Below are 20332 nucleotides of genomic sequence, written 5' to 3'. Positions count from 1 at the left end.
ATGGTTTGTATTATCTATAGAATTATAACAACGGATTTTTAAGATCATTTACAGCTTTTTTCATATCTTCAGCTTTAAATATTGCCGACCCTGCAACTAAAATATCTGCACCTGCTTTTATTATATCAGCTGCGTTAGAAAAGTTAACTCCACCATCTACTGAAACTTGCGTTTTAAGGTTACGTTCTTGTATCATTTTCTTCACGGTAGATATCTTACTCAACTGCGAATGAATAAACTCCTGTCCTCCAAATCCAGGATTGACTGTCATAATTAGCACAATATCTAGCTCATCTATTATATATTCAAGCACGCTTGGAGAAGTTGAAGGAACAATTGAAACTCCAACTTGTATTATTTTTTTTGTATTGTTTTTATATGATTTTATCTTTCTTACTAGCCTCTCAAGATGTATCTCTGCTTCTGCATGTATAGTAATAATATCAGCACCAGCATTTATAAAACTTTCAATATGTTCACCAGGAGATTTAATCATTAAATGCACATCAAAAGGAAGATTGCTATATTTACGTATTGCAGAGATAACATTTGGACCTACTGTAATATTTGGAACGAAATTTCCATCCATAACGTCTATGTGTATATAATCTACATTCAAGTCGCTAATTCTTTTTACTTCCTCCCCTAATTTTGCAAAGTCTGCTGAAAGTATAGAAGGTGCAATTTTAATACCCATAGACTACTTTTTACCAAAAATAAAAAAAGTAACTTATTTTTTAAACTCTGTCATCCCAATACTATATTAATCTCATTTAGAAATTTTTGTATCCGTCCAGATGCATGTGAAACCAGTCCTTTATTTTTCTCTGCCCATACATCTGGCCATTGTAATACTCATTAGACTTCTTTCTTCGCCTTTTCTAAATATTCCAACACAGTTTCATGCAGCGCAGTCCAAGACATTTTCTTTTCCATATTCGGTATAAATTTTTGTTTCCAAGTGTCCTTAAATTCTTGAAACCACTGCTTCTCAAAGTTTTGGAAATCAGATAAAACTTCTGACCTAAACCCATTAATTAAATTCGAGACTTCTATAGCCTTTTCAGGGCTTATAGACTTAAAAGACAATATTTCATTCTTTAAAACATCTAGCTTCTCAAATGAATTAAGCTTAAATGGAATATAAAGCGAGGATCTTATATTATACCTTAGATAAGAGTCGTAATATAGCTTAATCTTGTACATGAGCGTAGCAAATGCACTAGAAGAAATATTATTTTCATATTCTGCAAGAGAAGATAATAAACGCTTGTAATCCTCTTCATTCAAAAATGGTAGCTTTAAGCTTAATTTAGTTTTATCACTTAAAGATAAGAATTCACTAAAAATAAGATTACTATACTTAACTAAAAATTCAGGCAAAATATCTTCTTGTTCTAATTTTAGAGGCAAGTCTTTTCTAATCTCTTTCGGCAAGTGATGCATGGAAAACTGATTGATAACCCACGCAAAATTTTCATCAAACTCATTTGAGTAATTAGCATTATTGTCAGGAAAAACCATATTACCTTCCCTATCATTCCAAGGCAGTATTTTATAAAAAAAACCGTTTAACCTTTTTTTTAATTTCAAAATATTTTCACTCTTATCGCCTACCTTATACAAAACCTCATTTACTTTTTGTTCTGCGTCTTGAGGACTGATTCTATCACCTATATGCAATCCGATACTACTTTTCTCTAATAATTCCCAATCAAATAACTTATGTGGATCAGGCTTACGCATTGCGTAACCTTCAATTGCTGAGTTGTACACTATAGTACCTATCTCAGCGTGACTAAATATCATATCTTTTCTAATCTTAAAGCGCTTCATTAGGTACAAAAGCAGATCTTTGACAGATTTCATTTGCTCTTCTGGAAAAGGCTCAAGCCCTGTGTTTACAATCTCTATACCTATAGAATAATCATTCAGTTTTCGTAGCTCTTCAACCACATTATCTACTTGAACTTTCGCATAACTTATACCAGCATGCCATGCTCGTTTTTCAAGTGGAACCATCAGAGTAATGCTACCATCTCTATCAACAATAAGCTGTACTGATATCCCTGAAGAATTTAATGCGCATTTTGTGCTTTTTAATGTTGGAGATTCGGTATGATGCACTACCACCATCAACACTTTTTTGCTTTCTCTATCATCATAATTTGAACTTGGTGCAGGATCTAAAAATATTGGATTCTTTAATGATGTTTTCAAATCTTGAAAATCGTTCTCGATATCAATTAAGCAAGGTTGCTGTCCATATACAAGAGGCGCTACAAGCAGCAACAGAAATAAAACAGACAAACATTTTTTTACTATAAGTCTCATGCAGCTTTACAAATTGCCCACAATATAACTAAATTAACATAATACGCATAAAATGTTTACTTTTTTTCAGCTAATCAAGGCTTGCTACAGCTACAATTAGTACTTTTATCATTACATTTTGGTGTTAAGTCAGGATAGAACGTAAGTATAGCGTCATTCTTTCTCACAAACACTGATTGATAATTGGCATCTTCCATTTTATACAGACACATTCCATCTTCTCCCAATTCCTTAAACGCCTTAGTTGCAGAAACTAAAATATCATCAGCATGAAGGTTATGTGCATACCCATTTGGGCACTTAACTTTTACTTCTCCACCCTTACCTAAGTATTTCATTCCAAACGTGTAAACAGGTGGCTTAATATCTAATTTATTGCACAGAGATTTATTACCCCAAATTGCACCCGCCCACTTATTTTCTTGAGCTTCAACATATCTACCTACAAAATGCATACCACCAAGTCCCAATCTATCTGGTTCACCACAAAAAATATGTCCAAATCCTATAGTTTCTTTCTCAACTCCGCTATTTGTAAACCAAATCTTAGTCAATTCATCTTTAAATAACCCCAAGCCTGCATTTGGTGTAGCCACTTGATGATCGAGCTTATCGTATATCCTTTTCACCACTTCTTGATGCTGCGGACAATCGAGCAAAATTCTAAAATCTTCTTGATCAGGGTGTGTTCCCCAATCTCCACAAACTCTTAATACTCCTCTATCAAAATCAGTCAGCTCCGGAAGTGGTGGAATATAGTCTGGATCTGAAGAATCTGTTTTGAAAAACGGCTCAAAGCCAATTTGTGAATTTGCATCATTGAGATAATGCTCCTTAATGTAAAAAACAAATCCTATTACTGGTATTATTAAGCACAAGATTAACTTAGCTATTTTCGACATAATCATATTCATAAAGAAGCTAGGTTATAAGCAACAACTTAAAAAAGTTTTAATCTAATGTTGATCGCAGTCCTGGCATCTCATCACCACTTAGCCAACTTAAAAACGCTCCCCCACCAGTTGAAATATATGTAAAATCTTTATCGGCAAGACCTGCAGTATTTATTGCAGATAGACTATCTCCTCCTCCTATTACACTGGTTAATTTTCCTTCGTGTGTCAAATCACTTACTACTCTCATCACCTCTACTGTACCATTTGCAAAAGCTGAATGTTCAAAAACACCAATAGGTCCGTTCCACAGCAGAGTTTTACTGCTTGCTATTATACCGCTTATTGTGCTTAAAGTTTGAGGTCCGATATCTAAAATTATATCATCATCCAAAACGGATTCGGTTTTTCTTAAAACGCCAGTGCTATAATCAGAATTTACTGCAACCAAAACGTCTTCTGGCACAACTATTTTGCAATTGTTTTTATTTGCCGTCTCAACAATATCGTGCAGAAGATCATCAACGCCATTTTGAAAAAAAGACTTGCCTATATTAACTTTATTAAATAACAAAAAATTATTAGCAATTGCGCCGCCCAGAATAAGGTAATCAACCTTTTCTGCTAGCTTTATAAGCATTTTTATTTTAGTTGATATTTTAGCTCCACCAACTATCGCAGTAATAGGTTTAGCGTCAAACGATATAGCTTGCTCAAGATACTTTAGCTCATCTTGCAAGCAAAATCCTGCATAAGAAGGTAAAAATTCCGTAATGCGTGAAATAGAAGCGTGAGCTCTGTGAGAGCAAGAAAACGCATCATTTATATATATATCTGCTAGAGATGCTAATTGTTTAGCAAAATTTGAATCATTCTGCTCTTCTTCTTTATAAAACCTCAGATTCTCTAGTAATATTATATCTCCTCCATCCATCGCATTTATTGCTCTTTGTACTCTCTCACCAATACAATCATCAACAAATTTCACTTCTTTGCTTAGCAGCCGCGATAAAGTTTCAACTACGTTTTTTAGCGATAAGTTACTATCTTTGGCTTTTGGACGCCCAAAATGTGAGATAACAATAACTTTTGCACCCGCATTTGCCAAATACTGAATGGTAGGTAGCGCTCTCAAAATACGAGTGGCATCACAAATTCTTCCATTTTTTATAGGAACATTGAAGTCAACCCTGAGCAGAACATTTTTATTGTGAAAATCACAACTCTCTATGCTAGGTACATTTATCATAAAATTAAAGAGCTATAAAATCACTATACAATAGTTTAATCCAAAGTAAAGGAAGGAAATTCCAATGCTAAATAAATTAATAAATAGGAAAATTACTACAAATACTTTCAACTTTATTTTTCACTGCTTTTTCAACATCAGGGCTATTTCCATCAATTAATCCCTGAATTATTTCATTTATCAGATCAGCTATCTCTTTAAAATCTTTTTTCTCAAGTCCGCGTGTTGTCTCAGCAGCGGTACCAAAACGGAGCCCTGAAGTAATGGTTGGTTTTTCTGTGTCAAATGGCACGGAGTTTTTATTGCAGGTAATGCCAGCTCTTTCAAGGCTATTCACAACGTCTTTTCCAGTCAATTTCCGTGATCTTAAATCAACTAGCACTATATGAGAGTCAGTGCCACCGGTTATAATGTTCAGCCCATGCCCTTGCAGCGCTTGAGCTAACACTTTCGCATTTTCCACAACTTTTTTACTATAAGTTTTAAACTCTGGCGCTAATGCTTCCTTAAATGCAACAGCTTTTGCAGCTATCACATGCATAAGTGGCCCACCTTGCAATCCTGGAAAAACTGCAGACTGAATTTTTTTACGTAACGCTTCATCATTTGTCATTACCACTCCACCACGAGGACCACGTAGAGTCTTGTGAGTTGTAGAAGTTATAATATGCGCATATTTGGCAGGTGATGGGTAACAACCTGCAGCAATAAGCCCTGAATAGTGAGCAATATCTGCAAGCAGATATGCACCAACTTTATTCGCAATTTCACGAAAGCGCTCGAAATCTATTTCTCTTGGATAAGCAGAAGCACCAGCAATGATTAGCTTCGGTTTATGCTCTAGCGCTAGCCTTTCCACCTCATCCATATCAAGCAGGTAAGTGTCTCTATTAACTGTATACTGGATCGACTTAAACCACTTACCAGAGAGGCTCGGCTTCGCACCGTGAGTTAGATGTCCACCGCAGTTCAGTGACAATCCAAGTATTGTATCACCCGGAGTAAGTAGTGAAGCAAACACTGCTTGATTTGCCTGAGAACCAGAATGAGGTTGAACATTTGCAAATTTAACACCAAATAGCTTACAAAGCCTACCTATAGCTAGATCTTCAATTTCATCCACATACTCACAACCACAATAATATCTCTTACCGGGATAACCTTCTGCATATTTATTGGTCAGAAAAGAACCTTGAGCTTCCATAACTGCTTTACTTGCAAAATTTTCCGACGCAATCAGTTGCAACTGTGATTTTTGTCGCCGCAGTTCTTTCTCTATAGATTGATAAACTTCATCATCAAAAGACTTCAGACTACTTTTAGAGTCACAAATCCTTTCTGAAACACTTGTCATAAGAACTTTTCTTTAACCACATAAATCCAAAAACAGCTAAAAGCAAACATATAGGAATAATTGATATTGCTTTTACTAGTAACTCAGTACCATACACAGGATTTCCTTGTACTACCATTCCATTCCAACATAAATCTATTATTTTTGCAATTCCTGTATGAAAAAAATAGCCAAAAACCATAACTATCATGTTTGATATGGCTGTGGCCAAGCCTACCAAGTTATTGTTCACATAACTTATTGCTTTGTAAATAGTAATTACCTGATAACCAGACGCAAAGCCGATAACAAGAAGTGCAGGTAGTGCAATATATAAACCTCCAGCTTGTATAAAAAGCAAGAGGAAGCTAACGATCATTGCAAAAGAACATGCAATAATTGCCTCGTAATGTTTGTCTGGGTATTTCTCTAGTAAATAAGATAAAAAGAATGATCCAGCTCCCATACCTATAAACATAAGGGAAGAAAGCGAAGATGCCAGATCCCCGGTCATTTGATATGCTTCACATAAGAACGCTTTTGCCCAACCATCAGCAAAACCTTCTAATGGTCCAACCATTAAGCCACCAAAAAAGCTGATTAGAATGATATGTTTATTGAAAAGTACAGTCTTTAAATCTTGAAGTATGTTGTCATTTCTACTCTCCTCTATGTTACTTTTTGGCGTTATTAAAAGCAACAACAGAGCAAGCAAACAACCAAACGCTGAGAAAGTATATATAACATAATTCCAACCAAATTTATTGAGCAAAAAGTCTAGAGGTAATCCACCATAAATAGCTCCCAGTAACCCTATTATTATAGATAAACTAGCCATCCTTGCTGATTTTTCTTGTGAGAAATACATACTTGCAACTTTAAAGAGTCCAATTGCCGAAGCAGATGACCCAACTCCAACAATCATTCTACCAAGTATTGAGTAATACCACTCGTCAAAGCATATTAGGGGTAATGTTCCAGCAAACGTTAAGACAATACATGCAGGTAAAACAAACTTTGGCCCAAATCTATCAAGGGCAAGACCAACAGGTATATGAGCAAGCGTATAGCCTATATAATATAGCCCACCAAATTGACCAACATCTGTAATACTTATGTTAAATTTTGTTATTAATTCAGGCGCGATTATATTTGGAATTACACGCAATATATACTGGTATGCATAAAATAGTGATGCTAGCAACCATATGAAAAAATTTCTCTGCAATGCTAATATTACCTAAAAAACAGAATTATAGGTATTTTATCAGCAAGGAGCAACACTTTTGTAAATAGCTACTCTAATCCGAGTATCTTTCTTAAAAGAGACCTTTTAGCATATCTATAACTGGTTCATGGATAAGGTATATGAAAAAAATTATACCACAGATGATAAGGATTTTTATAATTTTACCCTTGTTCATCTTAAGCTTTATTTTTTTTACTATAAGTTTTAGTTTTGTTACAAAATTCATTTTACTTACGCTTTTATTTCGTGATAACAATTATATTTTAAATAGTATAATTTTTAGTAAAACTTGGCTTTAGAGACGTCTAAGTTAACTTAATATTAACCTTTTCGCGTGTAAAATATAACATAAAAGCAAGGTGAGTGAATGAACATAGATACAATAGACAATACGCTACAAAACTATATAACAAAATACATTGAACAAACATTTGCCGCACACACAGGCAATAGATACGACAAGTTATACAGGGAACTTTTAAGTAGCGCAGAAGAAATAATAAAACTTACCGTAAACGAAGCAAAACAATATGATAAAAGCCTAGAAGAACTACGTAATAATTCAATATTTCACGATAAGAAATTTATTCAAGCTGTTGCTAAACACCAGATATTAGAATTTCTGAATACTCATCCAAAGAAGAAAGAAATCGTTGCAGAATTTAAAAATGAACATCATATCAACGAAAGTGATTTAAAAATTTTAAAGGAAGGAAAAGATTTAGTGAATAAAATAAACGACATTAACTTAATTCAACAAAATGAGAAAAGTGAAATATTGAACATTAGAAAGGTACTTTCTAAATCAATAGGAATGCCCTCTTCGAGAACTGAAAAATCCAAAGCAACTTTAGTAGAAAGTCCTGAGATGGTAAAATAGACACATCTAACTTTTCCTAATTGGAAAATACTTTTAATCCTATGATACCCAGTACTACCAAAGCAAGGGAAAATAAACGCCCAAAATTTACTGGGTCATTAAAAAACATTATTCCTATTATTGCTGCACCTATAGAGCCTATACCAGTCCAAACTGCATAAGATGTACCAAGGGGAATAGACTTCATTGCTAACGATAGCCAGTAAAGACTTACAGAACCGCTAACTAAAATAATTACTACAGGTATAACACGAGTAAAGCCATTGCTATATTTCAGTGCTGTGGTCCATATTATTTCAACCAAACCAGCTAATAGCAAATATACCCACGCCATAAATCAACTCTATCTTACTGAAATATTATACATAAGAATATTAAAAAGTTAACTTAGCATTTCACATGCTTTAATAATACTATTACATCCAATTTCTAATTGTTCCTGAGAGGTTGCATAAGAAATTCTGATAAAATTTTTCAGACCAAACGCAATTCCTGGAACAACAGCAACTAAATGGTCTTCCAACAAATATTCAGCAAAATCAAGATCACTATTTATTACTTTACCACTTTTCGTGCTCTTACCCAATAAACCTTCACATGCGACAAACAAATAGAATGCACCTTGTGGAATAGATGCTGACAATCCTGAAGCAGAATTTAGCTTTTTTACTACAAAATCTCTACGATCCCTAAAGATTCTTGTTCTTTCTTTCAAAAAACTATGATCACCGTTTAACGCTTCAACTGCTGCTGCTTGTGCTATTGAATTTGGGTTAGAAGTGCTTTGAGACTGCAGCGTAGAGATAGCTTTTATCACATCACTACTACCTGCAATATACCCTATTCTCCAACCTGTCATTGCATAGGCTTTTGATACTCCATTGACCACAAAAACTCTATCATAAAGCTTCGGCTCAACCTGAGCGATAGTAAAAAATTTTTCGTCGTATATTATATGCTCATAAATATCATCTGTAACGACATTCACATGTGAATATTCAAGCAACATTTGTGCTATGTCTTTCAATTCATTACACGTGTACACAGCTCCTGCAGGGTTGTTCGGTGAGTTAAGAATTAACCACTTAGTTTTTTCATTTATTTTGCTTTTCAATAATCCCGGTGTTAGTTTAAAATTTTGTCTACATTCTACTACAACTGGCAAGCCGCCAAAAAGACTTACCATATCAACATATGAAACCCAATAAGGAGCTGGAATAATAACTTCATCTCCAGAGTTAATTGTTGCCATGAACAAATTGAATAACACCTGCTTAGCACCTGTACCAACACAGATTTGCTCAAGCTTGTAGTTGAGTTTATTATCCTTTTTTAACTTATTGATTATCGCCTCTTTAAGCTCATGCGTTCCATCAACAGCAGTATATTTAGTTTTGCCTTCATTTATTGCTTGAATAGCTACTTTTTTTATATGATCTGGAGTATCAAAATCCGGTTCCCCTGCAGCTAAAACGCAAATTTTCTTTCCTTCGCTTTTTAATCTGTTTGCCTTATCGGTCACAGCAATTGTAGGCGATGGTTTTATCAGAGACATCCTCTTTGCAAGGTCTGACATAATCTCACTAAAGTTAAATAAAAATGATAAACTCTACACAACAAAAAAGCTAGAAGTTTTATTGTTTTATGTAAGCTAAAAAAGGCTTTTTATGTGTTCTCAAAATTGCTTTAGCTATAAATGTTAAGAAATTTACCAAATAGTAAAAAAGGAAAAAGCACTCCCTGTGCCCTTTTTCCTGTCATGCAAGTAGCCTCTTTCTTGTCATCCCAGTGCCCAGACACTGGGATCCAGAAGACTGACCAGGTAATAAGCACTGGAATGACATCTTTATAGGACTCCTAACTAATCCAAATATTAAGAAATTTACCAAGCAAAGAAAAAAGGCAAATAAATCCCTGTATAGCGAGTTTTAATAATGTAAATTGGCATTGTAATAATGTGCTAACGCTTAAAATAAGCGCGATTTGGCTGAATGTAGAAAAAATAAAAAAGACATGCAGCCGCTATAATTTTATGTAATTTGCCAATAAATATTTGAGTTTTTTTACTGAATTTTGTTATTGAGCCCAAAAATAAGGATAAATACTCTTACTGATATGGTAGGGAAAGTGGGAAGGTTTGTCAAGTAAGGTTTTCATTCCACCCTCATAAAGGCTTTTCATACAAGAGTTTTAGTAGTTTCTTACCAGGTCCACTAATGCAGCAATATTTTCAACCGGAGTATCAGGAAGCACTCCATGTCCGAGATTAAATATAAAAGGTAACCCTCTAAAACAATCTATTATACGCTTTGCTTCTTCAATTGCTTCTGACTTATTGTAGGCCAAAAGAATAGGATTAAGGTTCCCTTGCAGAGGAATTTTTAGATTTTCTTTCGCCCATTCTATTGGAACATTATAATCTATACTTACTGCAGATATACCTGTTTGCTCGCAGTAATCTGTATAAAGATTTTCAGCAGAGCGCGGAAAACCTATTATAGGAAAATCAGGAAACTTATTCTTTATTGCTGAAACAATTTTCTTTGTTGGCTTGATTACATACCTTTCAAACAGTTCTCCCTGCAATATACCAGCATTGCTGTCAAATAACTGAATAATATCTGCTCCAAACTCTATCTGTTTGATTAGATAAATAATTGTCGCTTCTGTTATTTTTTTAATTACTTCTTCTAGTTCTAGGGAACAGAAATGTAATACTTTAGAAAAAGTTTTACTACTACCACCCTCTATGATGTAGGAAGCTACCGTCCACGGCCCTCCAGCAAAGCCTATAAGGGACTTTTCCTCTGATAATTGGCTTCTTACTTTCCTGATGGCATTTAAGATTGGAAAGGTTTTAGTTTCAAATTCTTGTGAATTTTTTAACTCCTCAGAGCTTTTCACAGGTTTTATTATTGGACCCACACCGCGAACAAAATTCACATCACAACCTAAAACGTCAGCTATTATTAAAATGTCTGAAAAAATTATGGCTGCGTCCATATCAAATCTTTTTATTGGCTGTAGCGTCAGCTCTACCACTAAATCTATGCTATAGCATATCTCCATGAAATTACTCGTTTTTTCTACGGCTTTGCGATACTCAGGAAGAGATCTACCAGCCTGGCGCATTAACCAAATAGGTACTTTTTCATTTGGCTTATTCTGCTTAATAATTCTTACTATCGTTGGTTTGTTGCTTTCCAATCTATTTTATCTACTTTTTTCTATACTAAAGTATAGTAGTAATAATAGTTCTATCAATAAATTGTTATTAACTTAAAATTCAGTAAAAATTAGTGTTACTTAACTTGTGGATAAACATGTTAATAACTTCTATATACTATTGATTTTGCCTTATAATTTATGTGTATAAGTAAGATATTTATAATGTTAGTAATTTTCTTTTACGGAAAATACTTTACTATCATATATTGTTACACAATTATGTATATGTCTTTGAGAAAGTTGTTGATCAATTGTTAGTATTTTATATTAACAAATAATTCACAAATTAATTTGACATTATTCACATGCTTATTAAACATTTAATAACAGTTTTCTTGATAGATCTGATCTAAAGACATTTTCACCATTAAAGGGAATAAATTGAATAAGAAAAGAACCTTAGTAGAAAAAATAGTATACAGAACTTTTCTCTTCCTCTTCAATAAAACTTCTGTGTTAAAAAAGTGTGCGACTGAGGCATTAATGGGTGATCTGTCAGATCTTGACATACTTAATAGTCTATTAAAATTCCGTGATTGTAGTATCATGGATATAATGACTCCACGTAAGGAAATATGCTCAGTAGACATTAAATCAAGTAAGGATGAGTTAATAAAGAAGGTGAAAAACACTTGCTACACTAAAATACCAACTTATATAAATGACTTTGACAACGTAACAGGCTTTTTTTACGTAAAAGATGTTATTTTCAATAGGAATAAAAATTTTAACCTGGAAGATATTAAACAAAATATACTGTTTGTTCCAGCTTCGATGAAAACAACAGATCTTTTTGTTATGATGAAATCTTCTAAATTATATTTAGCTATTGTCTTGGATGAACATGGTGGAACTGATGGTTTAATTTCAATGACTGATCTTATAGAAGAATTAATACCAAACATTGATAACGGGAATGAGGTAAATTCAGAATACACCATTACTGAATTATCTCAAAGCAAGTTTGAAATGTCGGCAAGGACCCTTATAAAGGATATAGAAGAAAGTCTAAAAATAGAGTTGCGTGACTCTGAAGAAGATTACTCCACACTTAGTGGTTTGATTCTTTCAATTGCTGGTAAAATACCTTCTGTGGGTGAAGTCATAAGTTATAAAAATGGTATAAAATTTATCATCAAGGATGCAAATGAACGATATATTAACAAAATAATACTAGACTTAAGTGATTACAAAAATTAAATTTAATTTTTTTGGTAATAAGGTACTTTATCTTGGAAGTGAGAGATTGCAGTAGCCAGATGTGCAACTTAAATACGCGCTTAAGAGATTTCTTAATATGCAAAAATTTGTAGTTCTATACATTACTGTTTGATAATTAAAGGTAGGAATAGTTTTATTGGTACAAAGTTATAAAAATTAGTTGTTTAAGTATTTTTAGCAATCTGTAACTTTCAAAAAGAAATTAACTACAGATTTTATGTCTAGGTTACTCCACAAAATTTTTCCTTTCCTTATCCAAGATTCAAATTTATAGTATCGAGTCCTTTTCATGAAATATGAAGCCATCTCAAGTTATAGTTAAGCCTATATTCAGTGAATTACTTTCACAAGTGCAATTGATTTTAGTGTTATACTGTTCTAACAGTAAAGAAGTCATATAGATAATAATGTCTTTTGTATCCAAAGGAATATCATTTTTTTTTGTTAACTTGCTCACTAATGATGTGCTTATTGATCTATGTTCATTTTCTACTTTTATAGTTAGTAGTGTTTTATCTTCTGTTTTAGCCAGCAAAATAGACACTAATTCAATTTGTGCTACTGCACTGACTATAGTTATCACCATATTGGAGATTATCTTATTTATTCTTTCAATTAAGTCTTCTGTAGGGCATTCACTTACTCTCCACTGAAGCTTTACTTTTTTTTTAATAAATAATTTTCTATATTGGATTTAGTCTTAACAAAGCTGCAATTATCTGATGAACGAGAATACGCTTGCTTCATAACTTTATATTTATATATTAAATCATCGGAGCTTTCTTTAAGCAATGACAATGCTTCGTTTTGCATATTAGGGTTGTTTTCTTCAAGCTCTTCCAATCCACCCACTATTCCTTGCATAGAACTAGCAAAATCATGAAGAATTCGTCCTGATAGGCATTCTGTTATTAACATTATGTTTTTATTCATTGGATAAAAGTATAAATGATTTAAGTTAACCCTATATTGGTAGGCACGTAGTAGTCAATTTAAGAGAAAGTTTCGTTGCGCTTTTTGTGTCAAAGCATTAATGTAGTATTAATAATTATAAGATTTATGAAGGCGCTATGAGTACTTATGCTAAATCTGGAATAGACCTTAAACTATATAATGAACTAATAAAAAAAGTTAAACCTATTATTGAAAAGACTAAAGGAGAAGAAGTAATTAGTGAAGTAGGATCATTTTCCGCATTGTTTGACTTTTCTTCGCTGAGCAAGAAATACGACCATCCAGTACTTGTTTCCTCAACTGATGGAGTGGGCACAAAACTATTAATAGCTCAAGAGGTAAATAAGCATGATACTATAGGTATAGACTTAGTTGCAATGTGTGTAAATGATTTACTTGCACAAGGAGCAACACCTTTATTTTTCCTTGATTACTTTGCAACAGGCGTTTTGAGTAAAGATGTTTTGGTATCTGTGATCCAAAGCATTGCAAAGGGGTGCGAGCAAGCTAAAATAGCATTGGTTGGTGGAGAAACTGCAGAAATGCCTGGAATGTATGGTAATGGTCACTATGACCTTGCAGGGTTTGTGGTTGGAGTGGTTGATAAAAGTAAAATTCTTCCAAAGTGTAACGCTATGAAAGCAGGTGACTGTGTAGTCGGTTTAGAATCAAATGGAATTCACTCAAACGGGTTTTCTTTGGTGCGCCATATTTTCAAAAGCTTAGGTATAAATTATAATGATATATCTCCATGGAATAATAAACCTTGGGGTGAAATATTACTTGAGCCAACAAAGATATATGTTGATTCTTTGTTGGCTATTATGCCAAAGGTAAAAGGCGTTGCGCATATAACAGGTGGCGGGTTAATAGATAATATTCCAAGAATTCTTCCAAAAAACTTATTTGCAAACATAGACATTAATTCCTGGAAATGGCCAGATATATTTTTATGGCTGAAAGAAAAAGGCAAAATAGAAAAGAGAGAAATGTTAAAAACATTTAATTGTGGTATTGGTATGGTGATGATTCTAGATCCCGCAAATGTTAAGGATGTGGAAAGCCATTTCCAAAAGTGTGGAGAAAAAATTGAGATTATTGGAAAACTCGATGAAGCATGTAACCCTCTACTTGATAGAGTGGTATTTAGTTAGCATAACTTTACTGATAATCTTTTTGCAACTTCTGAGTATGCTTCCTTTAAGTTTCCTAGATTTAAACGGAAAACATCTTTGTCTAGCTTTTTATGCGTATTTTTATCCCATAGCCTACAATTATCAGGGCTGATTTCATCAGCTAAAATGATTTTAGTGCTGTTGTTTATCAATTTGCCAAATTCTAACTTGAGATCAACTAAATATATACTTGCATTTGAAAATAGGTCGACTAAGATTTTGTTGATCTTTAAAGCTGTAGTTTTAACTTCATCCATTTCTTTACTAGATAGCCAATCAAAATACAGTATGTGATTTTCATTCACCATTGGGTCAGCTAGGTCATCATTTTTGTAAAAAAACTCGATTATAGGAGATGTAAGTGCCTCACCTTCTTTGATATTAAAACGTTTGCAAAAGCTGCCAGCTGCAATATTTCTAACCACTACCTCAAGAGGTATTATCTTGAGCTTTTTGACTAGCTGTTCTCTTTCATTTAGAGTTTTTATAAAGTGCGTGCTAATTCCTGCTTCTTCAAGCTTTTCCATGATAAAAGCACTAACATGATTATTAATTATTCCTTTGCCCTCAATAATTTCATATTTTTCCTTATTGAATGCTGTAACATCATCTTTAAAGTACTGTATAACAGTTGATGAGTCTTCAGTTTCAATAATGACTTTGGCTTTACCTTCGTATATCGTTTTATTCAGTGGCATATTTAATTTAACTATGTATCATATCAATTTACTGTTCTTAGAGTATAGCCCCAAATAACTTAAAATAAACCTTAATGGCGTTCAATGTTACAATATTAACCATATTTCCAGAAATGTTCCCCGGATTTTTGAACTATTCTCTTGCTGGAAGAGCGTTGGAAAAAAAAATATGGAATCTTGAAATAGTAAATATTCGTTCTTTTGCTAAAGATAAACATTCAACTGTGGATGATGTTCCATATGGAGGTGGAGCAGGGATGGTTATGCGCCCAGATGTGATTGGTAATGCAGTTGATAATGTGCTTTCTGCTCATAAAAATACTAGATTTATTTATATGACTCCATCTGGTACAAAATTTAATCAGAGAATTGCAAAAGAGTTAACAGAAATTCCTCATGTAACAATATTGTGTGGTCGATTTGAAGGTGTTGACCAAAGAGTAATTGATGTGTATACTCCTTATGAGTTAAGTATTGGAGATTATATACTTTCGGGAGGTGAGCCAGCTGCGATGGTGGTTCTTGATGCATGTATTAGGCTTCTTCCAGGTGTAGTAAATAATTTCGATAGCGTTGCTGAAGAAAGTTTTAGTTATAGTGGTGGTATGCTTGAATATCCTCAATATACTAGGCCTGAGCAGTGGAGTAGGTACAAAGTTCCTGAGGTTCTGTTGTCTGGCAATCACAGAAAAATAAGTGATTGGAGAAGGGAACAGTCATACGTTAGAACAAAGGAACGTCGACCTGAATTGTTGAATGGAGATGATAAATGACAAACTTGCTTGAAAAATTTAACGAACAACAAATACAAAGATTAGCCAAAGAGATGCCGGTTTTTTGTCCTGGCGATGATTTGAAGGTCACTTTTAAGGTAGTTGATAGTACGGGTGAGCGTATACAGATATTTGAGGGCGTATGTATATCAAAAAGAAATCGTGGATTACACTCTTCTTTTTCAGTTAGAAAGGTAAGTCATGGAGAAAGTATAGTATCACAATTTTTTGTTTACTCTCCTGCATTAATTTCAGTACAAGTGATGAGAAAGGGAAAGGTCCGTAGAGCAAAATTATATTATCTGTGCAAGCTATTTGGGAAAGCTGCAAGGATCAAAGAACGTACTACTTATGTTAAAAAAAAATCTAAGTAGATACAATAGGGAGTGATGTCAATTGTATCATCTCAAAACCCTCTCTTATTATCCCAATGTGTGACGCACAACTGTACTTTGCCTCCCGCTGTGGTGTCATCCCAGTGTTTGACACTGGGATCCAGATTCTCCTTTTGGTTTGTGCTTTCATGGAAAATATAAAAATTATTTGCAGGCAAAGCCTGCTAGATCTCAGTGTCAAGCACTGGAAAAAGGGGAAAGTTTTTTCAAATCCTCATGTAAAGAAAAGTAAATGAGTATAAAGAAAAACTTTCTTAAGTTACTTCAATCTAAGCGCGTACATGCTCGTGTAAAAAGAAAAAATAAAAAGAACAGAGCGTTACGCTTTTGTTCTTTCACGGCACTAGTTATCTCACTTGGCTGTCCTGTGTGTATATTGTTGAGTATATTAGTTAACTCTTACAGTGCTTTAACAGTAACGAAAATTTTATTGCCAGTTGAAATAAATGCTGATCTTATTTTAACTAATAATCCTGGTGATTTACGATATAAGTCCATTGGCTTACTCAACAATTCTTTACGTAAGGTGTTTGAAGGAACTGATTTTAAAGACGGTGACGAAATTTTAAGTCGTAATTCTTACAAAGAACTAGAGAAATTTTTTCGTAAGAGAGTAAAAAATAGTGGTGAATATGAGATTTGGTTTACCGCATCGAGTGTGATCAATTCACTATATAAAAATAAATGTTTGAATGGTCGTTATGCTAAATTACTTGATTGGTTAAAAGAGAAGGGAAGAGTAAGAAAATTTTTTAATAAGTCTCTGTTTCTTAAGTCTGATTCTCGTGAGCCTGAGAATGCAGGTATTTTAGGGGCATTTATCGGTTCATTAATGACAATTATAGTATGCTTAGCGTTGGCATTGCCAATAGGAATTATGTCAGGTATCTGTCTTTATGAATTTATGCCTAGAAATAGGCTAATAACCAGTATTGTAGAAATTAGCATGAATAACCTTGCTGCAGTGCCTTCGATAATATTTGGTGTGGTAGGACTGACTCTCTACTTGGGCATATTTGGTTTACCCCGTTCTTCACCGCTTGTTGGCGGGATGACTCTTTCATTTATGATGCTGCCTAATATTATTATTGCAACAAAAAATGCCTTTACAAACGTTCCTATTGCAATAAAAGATGCAGCGTTTGCGCTAGGTGCACCTCACATCAAGGTGATATTGGATCACTCTTTACCGATTGCGTTGCCACGGATAATACATGGTGCAGTGCTTGCAATTGCAAGGATTTTAGGCGAATCTTCCCCTTTACTTATGATAGGCATGGTAGCATTTATTGCTGATACACCTACATCCTTCTTCGATCCGGCAACTGTTTTACCTGTACAAATATACATATGGTCAAGTAGTCCTGAAATTGCATTTATTGAGCTTGCTGCCATTGCAATTATAGCTTTATTGTTAATGCTATTTGCTTTGAATTTAATAGCAAATTTTGTAAAAAGAAAGTTTGAGTTTTTTGATTCATGAAAATTATTGTTTTATCTGGTTATGGCTTAAATTGTGAAAAAGAAACTGCATTTGCATTTATGGAATGCAGCAGAAAGCTTGGTATTAATAATATTGAAGTAAAAATCGTTCACATTAATGAAGTTATAAGTAATTCAGATGAACTAAAATCAAGTAATATACTTGCAATTCCAGGAGGTTTTTCTTACGGTGATGACACTGGTGCTGGCAATGCATTTGCTTTGCGTATAAAAAACAACTTGTTAGACGAATTTCAAAATTTCTTATCTCAGGATAAGCTTATTATAGGGATATGTAATGGTTGCCAGATATTAGTAAAGTTAGTTCCAGAATTCTCTAATCTAGCTTTAACCTCTAATGATATAGGTAATTACCAATGTCGTTGGATTAGAGTGAGAGTTAATCCGCAGAGTAATTCTGTTTGGCTACGGGGCCTGAGTGAACTATATCTCCCTATTGCTCATGGGGAAGGCAAATTTTTTATGGATCAAGATATTTTAAATCAATTGATTGAAAATAATTCCGTTGCACTGCGTTACGTTGATGAAAATGGTGACTATGCAAATTTACAATTTCCTTACAATCCAAACGGATCTATATACGACCTGGCAGCTTTGTCAGACAAAAGTGGTAGAGTTTTAGCTTTAATGCCTCACCCAGAGAGAGGAATATTTTTTACTCAGCAGGACAACTGGCCTCTTGAAAAAGAAAAATGTAAACGTTCAGGAGTGGCTATGCCAAAATATGGTGATGGAATGCTCATATTTGAGAATGCACTAAAATATTTTGCGTAAGTATTACAATACGTTACATACAACAAGCCATAAAAAGTTACTTTCCTTGTTATGACAATAAATCCTTATTTTTGACCTGCGTGGGTTCAATGACAAAATTCATTCAGAGTATTTATCGGTGAAATTGTAGCGGTTTTTTAAATTTTTCTACATTCAGCCAAAACGTGTTTATGAGCACATTAAATTATTAAAACTCACTACCAAGGGGTTCTTTTGCCTTTTTTCCATTTGGTAAATTTCTTGATATTTATAGCTAAAAAATACCTGATTCAGAAATTTTAATAAGCTAGTGAATACAGCAAGCGTAAAAAAAATTCAATGGATAAATACACTTGCTTGAGTATTCATTATTCTGATATAGTACGCTCTTGTATATATAGAGAGGGTAAACATGTTCAGTATAGATCAATGGCTTTTAGATGAGAGTATTCCATTACATACAGCTGCTTTTCGCGGTGAAATAAGCAAAGTTAGGTCATTACTTAATGCAAAAATTGATATCAATATCAAGGATAGAGCTGAATTTACAGCCTTACATAAAGCTGCTTATTCAGGGCAGTTAGACGTAGTAAAGTTACTAATAAGTAAAGGGGCTGATGTTCATGCAAGAACTATTGAAGGCAGTACACCTTTACACTCTGCTATTATGAGTGAAAACAAAACTACAGTAAACGCTATAGTAGAGGAGTTGATTAAAGTAGGAGCTGATCCTGACATAAAAGACTATACTGATGGTAAAATACCTTTACATATTGCTGCTCAAAATGGACTTGTAGAAGTTGTAAAGGTGTTACTTGATACTCAAAAAATTGAGGTTGATGCTAAAGACAATACATTTGGTACAACAGCTCTACAAATAGCCGCACAGAATGGACATACTGAAGTAGTTGAATTATTAATTAATACAAGAAAGGTTGATGTTAACACAGCAAACAAAGATAATTTCACACCCTTGTATTTAGCTGCTCAGAATGGACATAAAGCAGTAGTTAAGTTGCTTCTTAGTAACGGCGCTAAAGTCAATGGCTGTAGTACTGATAGGGATCCCTTGAGTGTAGCTGTTAACAATGGCCATAAAGAGATAGTTGAGTTATTACTTAGTGCAGAAGGAGTGAATGTCAACATTGGCAATAGGTTTGGTAATACACCTTTACATGTAGCAGCTATAAAAGGCCATGAAGAAATAGCAAGATTATTGCTAAAAAAAGGTGCTGATGCTAATATTAAAAACCATTCAGGAGATACTCCTTTACAAGCAACTGCTAAGAGCAATAAAAATAGTGGCTGGTATAATGATAGCCCAAATCTACAAGCATTCCAGACATTCCTTGGGTTAACTGATCCGGATGCATTACGTTCATTTCAGCAATTTCTTGGGCAAAGAAAAGTTATGGAGCTTTTGGTAAAACATATGAAAGACACCAGACCTAGCTCATCAGTAGATGAAGTTGACTTATCAAAAATTAATATATCCGGACCTAGCAAGTGATGTATATTAGTTAAGAGAGAGGCACTTACACAGTAGAGCTTTCCGTACGTATCTGTTCAAGCAGAGTGGAAAAATAAGATAGACGAGAAAAGACAATTATAGGAATGAATAGTGTCATGAAAGTAGATGATACTAAAAAGGCTACTTGAATAACAAACTAGAAAGGAATGGGTGTAATGCCAGT

General features: G+C 33.9%; 20 protein-coding genes. 8 read left to right on the top strand and 12 right to left on the bottom strand.

Annotation, left to right across the window (positions count from 1 at the left end; translation table 11 throughout):
• Positions 1 to 22 precede the first annotated feature (22 nt).
• From rpe to BVG17_RS04185, 6 genes are all read right to left on the bottom strand, one after another.
• Complete coding sequence (gene rpe / locus BVG17_RS04210; RefSeq protein ID WP_063630829.1) at positions 23 to 697, bottom strand: ribulose-phosphate 3-epimerase; 675 nt, start codon at positions 695 to 697, stop codon at positions 23 to 25.
• Between the two features lie 161 nt (positions 698 to 858).
• On the bottom strand, positions 859 to 2334 hold the full coding sequence (locus BVG17_RS04205; RefSeq protein WP_017531942.1) for an N-acetylmuramoyl-L-alanine amidase: 1476 nt from the start codon (positions 2332 to 2334) through the stop codon (positions 859 to 861).
• A 74-nt stretch (positions 2335 to 2408) separates the two neighbouring features.
• Positions 2409 to 3236 (bottom strand): EndoU domain-containing protein, encoded by an 828-nt coding sequence (locus BVG17_RS04200; RefSeq protein WP_241654160.1) that lies wholly within the window; start codon positions 3234 to 3236, stop codon positions 2409 to 2411.
• 49 nt (positions 3237 to 3285) lie between these two features.
• A complete protein-coding gene (locus BVG17_RS04195) occupies positions 3286 to 4473 on the bottom strand; it encodes a phosphoglycerate kinase (RefSeq protein ID WP_172793454.1) in 1188 nt (395 codons plus the stop codon).
• Positions 4474 to 4552: 79 nt separating this feature from the next.
• A complete protein-coding gene (gene glyA, locus BVG17_RS04190; RefSeq protein WP_063630832.1) occupies positions 4553 to 5830 on the bottom strand; it encodes a serine hydroxymethyltransferase in 1278 nt (425 codons plus the stop codon).
• A complete protein-coding gene (locus tag BVG17_RS04185; RefSeq protein WP_063630833.1) occupies positions 5802 to 7037 on the bottom strand; it encodes an MFS transporter in 1236 nt (411 codons plus the stop codon). The genes glyA and BVG17_RS04185 overlap by 29 nt, the downstream gene beginning before the upstream one ends.
• 388 nt (positions 7038 to 7425) lie before the next feature.
• On the opposite strand from BVG17_RS04185, the gene BVG17_RS04180 reads away from it, so the two are divergent.
• On the top strand, positions 7426 to 7938 hold the full coding sequence (locus tag BVG17_RS04180; RefSeq protein ID WP_063630834.1) for a hypothetical protein: 513 nt from the start codon (positions 7426 to 7428) through the stop codon (positions 7936 to 7938).
• A gap of 16 nt (positions 7939 to 7954) precedes the next feature.
• Here BVG17_RS04180 and BVG17_RS04175 read toward each other — a convergent pair whose 3' ends face one another.
• The 3 genes from BVG17_RS04175 to hemE form a co-directional block, all read right to left on the bottom strand.
• On the bottom strand, positions 7955 to 8272 hold the full coding sequence (locus BVG17_RS04175) for a DMT family transporter (protein ID WP_010403511.1): 318 nt from the start codon (positions 8270 to 8272) through the stop codon (positions 7955 to 7957).
• Between the two features lie 48 nt (positions 8273 to 8320).
• Positions 8321 to 9514 carry a pyridoxal phosphate-dependent aminotransferase gene (locus BVG17_RS04170; RefSeq protein ID WP_063630835.1) on the bottom strand — a complete coding sequence of 398 codons (1194 nt, stop codon included), beginning with the start codon at positions 9512 to 9514 and terminating at the stop codon, positions 8321 to 8323.
• 614 nt (positions 9515 to 10128) lie between these two features.
• A complete protein-coding gene (hemE, locus tag BVG17_RS04165; protein WP_063630871.1) occupies positions 10129 to 11145 on the bottom strand; it encodes a uroporphyrinogen decarboxylase in 1017 nt (338 codons plus the stop codon).
• Between the two features lie 402 nt (positions 11146 to 11547).
• On the opposite strand from hemE, the gene BVG17_RS04160 reads away from it, so the two are divergent.
• On the top strand, positions 11548 to 12366 hold the full coding sequence (locus tag BVG17_RS04160) for a transporter associated domain-containing protein (protein WP_063630870.1): 819 nt from the start codon (positions 11548 to 11550) through the stop codon (positions 12364 to 12366).
• 328 nt (positions 12367 to 12694) lie between these two features.
• On the opposite strand, the gene BVG17_RS04155 is transcribed toward BVG17_RS04160, so the two are convergent.
• Together BVG17_RS04155 and BVG17_RS04150 are read right to left on the bottom strand one after the other, a co-directional pair.
• Positions 12695 to 13060 carry a histidine phosphotransferase family protein gene (locus tag BVG17_RS04155; RefSeq protein WP_084240997.1) on the bottom strand — a complete coding sequence of 122 codons (366 nt, stop codon included), beginning with the start codon at positions 13058 to 13060 and terminating at the stop codon, positions 12695 to 12697.
• Positions 13045 to 13320, bottom strand: a complete 276-nt coding sequence (locus tag BVG17_RS04150; RefSeq protein ID WP_063630868.1) for a hypothetical protein — start codon at positions 13318 to 13320, stop codon at positions 13045 to 13047. The genes BVG17_RS04155 and BVG17_RS04150 overlap by 16 nt, the downstream gene beginning before the upstream one ends.
• Before the next feature lie 137 nt (positions 13321 to 13457).
• Between BVG17_RS04150 and purM the strand changes: the two genes are divergently transcribed.
• The gene (gene purM / locus BVG17_RS04145; RefSeq protein WP_063630867.1) at positions 13458 to 14495 is read left to right on the top strand and encodes a phosphoribosylformylglycinamidine cyclo-ligase; all 1038 of its coding nucleotides are present in this window, start codon (positions 13458 to 13460) and stop codon (positions 14493 to 14495) included.
• On the opposite strand, the gene purC is transcribed toward purM, so the two are convergent.
• Positions 14492 to 15214, bottom strand: coding sequence for a phosphoribosylaminoimidazolesuccinocarboxamide synthase (gene purC / locus BVG17_RS04140; protein WP_063630866.1), 723 nt, complete (start codon positions 15212 to 15214; stop codon positions 14492 to 14494). The two genes, purM and purC, sit on opposite strands and share 4 nt — an antisense overlap.
• A 74-nt stretch (positions 15215 to 15288) precedes the next feature.
• Between purC and trmD the strand changes: the two genes are divergently transcribed.
• The 5 genes from trmD (at position 15289) to BVG17_RS04115 (ending at position 20148) form a co-directional block, all read left to right on the top strand.
• Positions 15289 to 15987, top strand: coding sequence for a tRNA (guanosine(37)-N1)-methyltransferase TrmD (gene trmD / locus BVG17_RS04135; RefSeq protein WP_063630865.1), 699 nt, complete (start codon positions 15289 to 15291; stop codon positions 15985 to 15987).
• Entirely contained in the window at positions 15984 to 16361 is a 378-nt protein-coding gene (gene rplS, locus BVG17_RS04130) for a 50S ribosomal protein L19 (protein ID WP_006014069.1), read from the top strand. Before trmD ends, rplS begins: the two co-directional genes overlap by 4 nt.
• A gap of 253 nt (positions 16362 to 16614) precedes the next feature.
• Positions 16615 to 17865, top strand: a complete 1251-nt coding sequence (gene pstA / locus BVG17_RS04125; RefSeq protein WP_063630864.1) for a phosphate ABC transporter permease PstA — start codon at positions 16615 to 16617, stop codon at positions 17863 to 17865.
• Positions 17862 to 18659, top strand: a complete 798-nt coding sequence (locus tag BVG17_RS04120) for a phosphoribosylformylglycinamidine synthase subunit PurQ (RefSeq protein ID WP_063630863.1) — start codon at positions 17862 to 17864, stop codon at positions 18657 to 18659. The genes pstA and BVG17_RS04120 overlap by 4 nt, the downstream gene beginning before the upstream one ends.
• A 391-nt stretch (positions 18660 to 19050) precedes the next feature.
• Complete coding sequence (locus tag BVG17_RS04115; RefSeq protein ID WP_063630862.1) at positions 19051 to 20148, top strand: ankyrin repeat domain-containing protein; 1098 nt, start codon at positions 19051 to 19053, stop codon at positions 20146 to 20148.
• The last annotated feature ends 184 nt before the right edge of the window (positions 20149 to 20332 follow it).

Origin of the sequence: Wolbachia endosymbiont of Laodelphax striatellus, from assembly GCF_007115015.1 — a bacterium.
Taxonomy (GTDB): domain Bacteria; phylum Pseudomonadota; class Alphaproteobacteria; order Rickettsiales; family Anaplasmataceae; genus Wolbachia.
Note: the sequence above shows the minus strand (reverse complement) of the source record. Positions and strands in the feature narration are given on the sequence as shown.

Coding starts and splice junctions, on each gene's coding strand:
- rpe (WP_063630829.1), bottom strand. CDS start 697: ATGGGTATTAAAATTGCACCTTCTATACTTTCAGCAGACTTTGCAAAA.
- BVG17_RS04205 (WP_017531942.1), bottom strand. CDS start 2,334: ATGAGACTTATAGTAAAAAAATGTTTGTCTGTTTTATTTCTGTTGCTG.
- BVG17_RS04200 (WP_241654160.1), bottom strand. CDS start 3,236: ATGTCGAAAATAGCTAAGTTAATCTTGTGCTTAATAATACCAGTAATA.
- glyA (WP_063630832.1), bottom strand. CDS start 5,830: ATGACAAGTGTTTCAGAAAGGATTTGTGACTCTAAAAGTAGTCTGAAG.
- BVG17_RS04180 (WP_063630834.1), top strand. CDS start 7,426: ATGAACATAGATACAATAGACAATACGCTACAAAACTATATAACAAAA.
- BVG17_RS04175 (WP_010403511.1), bottom strand. CDS start 8,272: ATGGCGTGGGTATATTTGCTATTAGCTGGTTTGGTTGAAATAATATGG.
- BVG17_RS04170 (WP_063630835.1), bottom strand. CDS start 9,514: ATGTCAGACCTTGCAAAGAGGATGTCTCTGATAAAACCATCGCCTACA.
- BVG17_RS04150 (WP_063630868.1), bottom strand. CDS start 13,320: ATGAATAAAAACATAATGTTAATAACAGAATGCCTATCAGGACGAATT.
- purM (WP_063630867.1), top strand. CDS start 13,458: ATGAGTACTTATGCTAAATCTGGAATAGACCTTAAACTATATAATGAA.
- purC (WP_063630866.1), bottom strand. CDS start 15,214: ATGCCACTGAATAAAACGATATACGAAGGTAAAGCCAAAGTCATTATT.
- trmD (WP_063630865.1), top strand. CDS start 15,289: ATGGCGTTCAATGTTACAATATTAACCATATTTCCAGAAATGTTCCCC.
- rplS (WP_006014069.1), top strand. CDS start 15,984: ATGACAAACTTGCTTGAAAAATTTAACGAACAACAAATACAAAGATTA.
- pstA (WP_063630864.1), top strand. CDS start 16,615: ATGAGTATAAAGAAAAACTTTCTTAAGTTACTTCAATCTAAGCGCGTA.
- BVG17_RS04120 (WP_063630863.1), top strand. CDS start 17,862: ATGAAAATTATTGTTTTATCTGGTTATGGCTTAAATTGTGAAAAAGAA.
- BVG17_RS04115 (WP_063630862.1), top strand. CDS start 19,051: ATGTTCAGTATAGATCAATGGCTTTTAGATGAGAGTATTCCATTACAT.